The sequence below is a fragment of the Aeromicrobium sp. genome (genome assembly GCF_036676885.1).
Lineage (GTDB): Bacteria > Actinomycetota > Actinomycetes > Propionibacteriales > Nocardioidaceae > Aeromicrobium.
Genome location: NZ_JAKFCB010000002.1, coordinates 1 through 2,693, shown reverse-complemented (window position 1 = coordinate 2,693; position 2,693 = coordinate 1). Strand labels below are relative to the sequence as shown.

Here is a 2,693-nt window from a genome sequence, read left to right as displayed (position 1 = left end):
TCCATGGGTCGATCTCACCACATGGGGGGCATAGGGTGGCGGTATGGCTGAATCAGAGGGAACCGACAACAAGTCCGACATGAAGGCCAAGTTCCGCGAGGCGCTGGAGAAGAAGAAGCACCAGCACCACGCCACCGCAGAGGGCGCCGAGCACGACGGCAGCGAGAAGTCGCACGGCGCCAACGGCCCGACGCAGGCACCCGAGTTCCGGCGCAAGAGCATCTAACGCAGCCCTGTAACCTCGACGGGTGGCGACACCCGACTTTGCAGAGCAGACCAAGGCCCTCGACGCGACCCTGACGTCGATCGAGAAGGTCCTCGATCTCGACTCCATCCGGGCGGAGATCGAGGACCTCCAGCAGCAGGTCGGCGCGCCCGACCTGTGGGACGACCAGGCGAATGCGCAGCGCGTGACCGGACGCCTCTCGGCGTTGCAGGCCGAGGTCGAGCGCGTCACGAATCTGCGCCAGCGCCTCGACGACCTCGACATCATGCACGAGATGGCCCTCGAGGAGGGCGACGCCGAGGCGTCCGCAGAGGTCGACCGCGAGCTCGTACGCATCCAGAAGGCGATCGACTCGCTCGAGATCCGCACGCTGCTGTCCGGCGAGTACGACGAACGCGACGCGCTGGTGTCGATCCGTTCGGGCGCCGGTGGCGTCGATGCGGCCGACTTCGCGCTGATGCTGCAGCGCATGTACATCCGCTGGGCCGAGCGCCACGGCTACAGCGTCGAGGTCTACGACACGTCGTACGCCGAGGAGGCCGGCATCAAGTCGACGACGTTCGCGGTCAAGGCCCCGTACGCGTACGGGACGCTCTCGGTCGAGGCCGGGACGCACCGGCTCGTCCGCATCTCGCCGTTCGACAACCAGGGCCGGCGCCAGACGTCGTTCGCCGCGGTCGAGGTCGTCCCGGTGCTCGAGGAGACCGACGAGATCGACATCCCTGAGGAGGACATCCGCGTCGACGTGTTCCGCTCGTCGGGTCCCGGCGGTCAGAGCGTCAACACGACCGACTCGGCCGTACGCCTGACGCACATCCCGACCGGCACCGTCGTGAGCTGCCAGAACGAGAAGAGCCAGCTGCAGAACAAGGCCAGCGCGATGGTGATCCTCAAGGCCAAGCTGCTGGCCCTCAAGAAGGCCGAGGAGCGGGCCCAGCTCGACGAGCTGCGCGGTGACGTGCAGGCGTCGTGGGGCGACCAGATGCGCAACTACGTCCTCAACCCGTACCAGATGGTCAAGGATCTGCGCACCGAGTTCGAGACCGGCAACACCCAGGCCGTGCTCGACGGCGAGATTGACGACTTCATCGAAGCCGGGGTCCGTTGGCGGAGGGGACAGGACGCCTAGTCCGGCTCCCGCGGATCCTGCACCTTCTGCTCCTCGACCCGTCGCTTGACCCGGCCCATGCCGGGAAGCTTGCCGAGCATCTGGTTGAGCTCGCGGGTGATGTCGAGCAGGTCGTGCACATCGGGACCGACCGTGCGCAGGGTCACCAGCATCGGCAGGATGTCGGTCTCGAGGCGTTCCACCAGGTCCGGCAGCTGATCGATGAGCTTGACCATCGCGTCGACCTCGTCGGGATGCGTGGTCTCGGCGAGGCGCGCGAGCGTCGGCTGGAGGCGCTCGAGGGACGGCGCGAACGAGTCGAGCAGGGCCTGCAGGTGCTCGATCGTCGGCTCGACGCTGCCGATCGTGCCCGCCGCGCGAACGATGAGCGTGTTGGCCTCGTCGAGGGTCCCGCCGGTCCGCTCCACCACGTCGTCAGCGGCGAGCCGGGTGGACTCGATGCGGTCGACCAGGCCGTCGACCCGGGCGAGCAGCGCCTCGGCGGATTCGAGCAGCGCTGATGCGCGGGGGATCAGGGCGAACGCCTGCTCGACGATCGCCGGTCCGCGTGCGATCAGAGCCAGTGCATCACGCGGATCCGCGATCGGAAGCTTCATGCCCCGACGCTAGCGGGCGCCGACCAGCACCGCCCGTCGACGCCTCACAACACCGAGCGGTGACTTGGCGTCCACTCCGGACCTCGAAGTGGACGCCAAGACACCGCTCCCCGGGTCGGAGTGGTCAGTCGCTGGAGCTGAAGGCCGCGTCGAACGCGGCGGTCGGGGCGTCGAACAGGTTGGCCTTGACGAACGCCAGCGCCTCGGGGGCGCCCAGCAGGCGATCCATGCCGGCGTCCTCCCACTCGACCGAGATGGGGCCGTCGTAGCCGATCGTGTTGAGCATGCGGAAGCACGCCTCCCACGGCACATCGCCCCTTCCCGTCGACACGAAGTCCCAGCCCCGGCGTGGGTCCGCCCACGGCAGGTGCGACCCGAGCCGGCCGTTGCGGCCGTTGCCGACCTGCAACTTCCCGTCCTTGCAGTCGACGTGGTAGATCCGGTCCTTGAAGTCCCACAGGAATCCCAGCGGGTCGAGGTCCTGCCACACGAAGTGCGACGGGTCCCAGTTGAGCCCGAACGCCTCGCGGTGCCCGATCGCGTCGAGCGCTGCGTGCGTCGTCCAGTAGTCGTACGCGATCTCGCTCGGGTGCACCTCGTGGGCGAACCGCACGCCTTCCTCGTCGAACACGTCGAGGATCGGGTTCCAGCGATCGGCGAAGTCCTGGTAGCCCGCGGCGATCATCTCCTCGGACGCCGGCGGGAACATCGCGACGTACTTCCAGATCGACGAGCCGGTGAA

At 68.0% G+C, this 2,693-nt stretch carries 4 protein-coding genes; 2 read left to right on the top strand and 2 right to left on the bottom strand.

All coding sequences use genetic code 11. From position 1 onward, the window contains the following. Nucleotides 1–43: 43 nt before the first annotated feature. Together V6M46_RS00080 and prfB are read left to right on the top strand one after the other, a co-directional pair. Entirely contained in the window at nucleotides 44–226 is a 183-nt protein-coding gene (locus V6M46_RS00080) for a DUF5302 domain-containing protein (protein WP_332661640.1), read from the top strand. 22 nt (nucleotides 227–248) lie between these two features. After that, nucleotides 249–1,355: a peptide chain release factor 2 gene (prfB, locus tag V6M46_RS00075; RefSeq protein ID WP_332661639.1), complete on the top strand. Its 1,107-nt coding sequence runs from the start codon at nucleotides 249–251 to the stop codon at nucleotides 1,353–1,355. On the opposite strand, the gene V6M46_RS00070 is transcribed toward prfB, so the two are convergent. Both V6M46_RS00070 and V6M46_RS00065 read right to left on the bottom strand, forming a co-directional pair. Continuing rightward, complete coding sequence (locus tag V6M46_RS00070; protein ID WP_332661638.1) at nucleotides 1,352–1,951, bottom strand: hypothetical protein; 600 nt, start codon at nucleotides 1,949–1,951, stop codon at nucleotides 1,352–1,354. The two genes, prfB and V6M46_RS00070, sit on opposite strands and share 4 nt — an antisense overlap. 124 nt (nucleotides 1,952–2,075) lie before the next feature. Then, nucleotides 2,076–2,693 (bottom strand): sugar phosphate isomerase/epimerase family protein (locus V6M46_RS00065; RefSeq protein WP_332661637.1); only part of this gene is annotated, 618 nt, incomplete at its 5' end.

What these genes read in the sequence shown, in the direction of transcription:
- V6M46_RS00080 (WP_332661640.1), top strand. Translation starts at nt 44, where the DNA reads ATGGCTGAATCAGAGGGAACCGACAACAAGTCCGACATGAAGGCCAAG.
- V6M46_RS00070 (WP_332661638.1), bottom strand. Translation starts at nt 1,951, where the DNA reads ATGAAGCTTCCGATCGCGGATCCGCGTGATGCACTGGCTCTGATCGCA.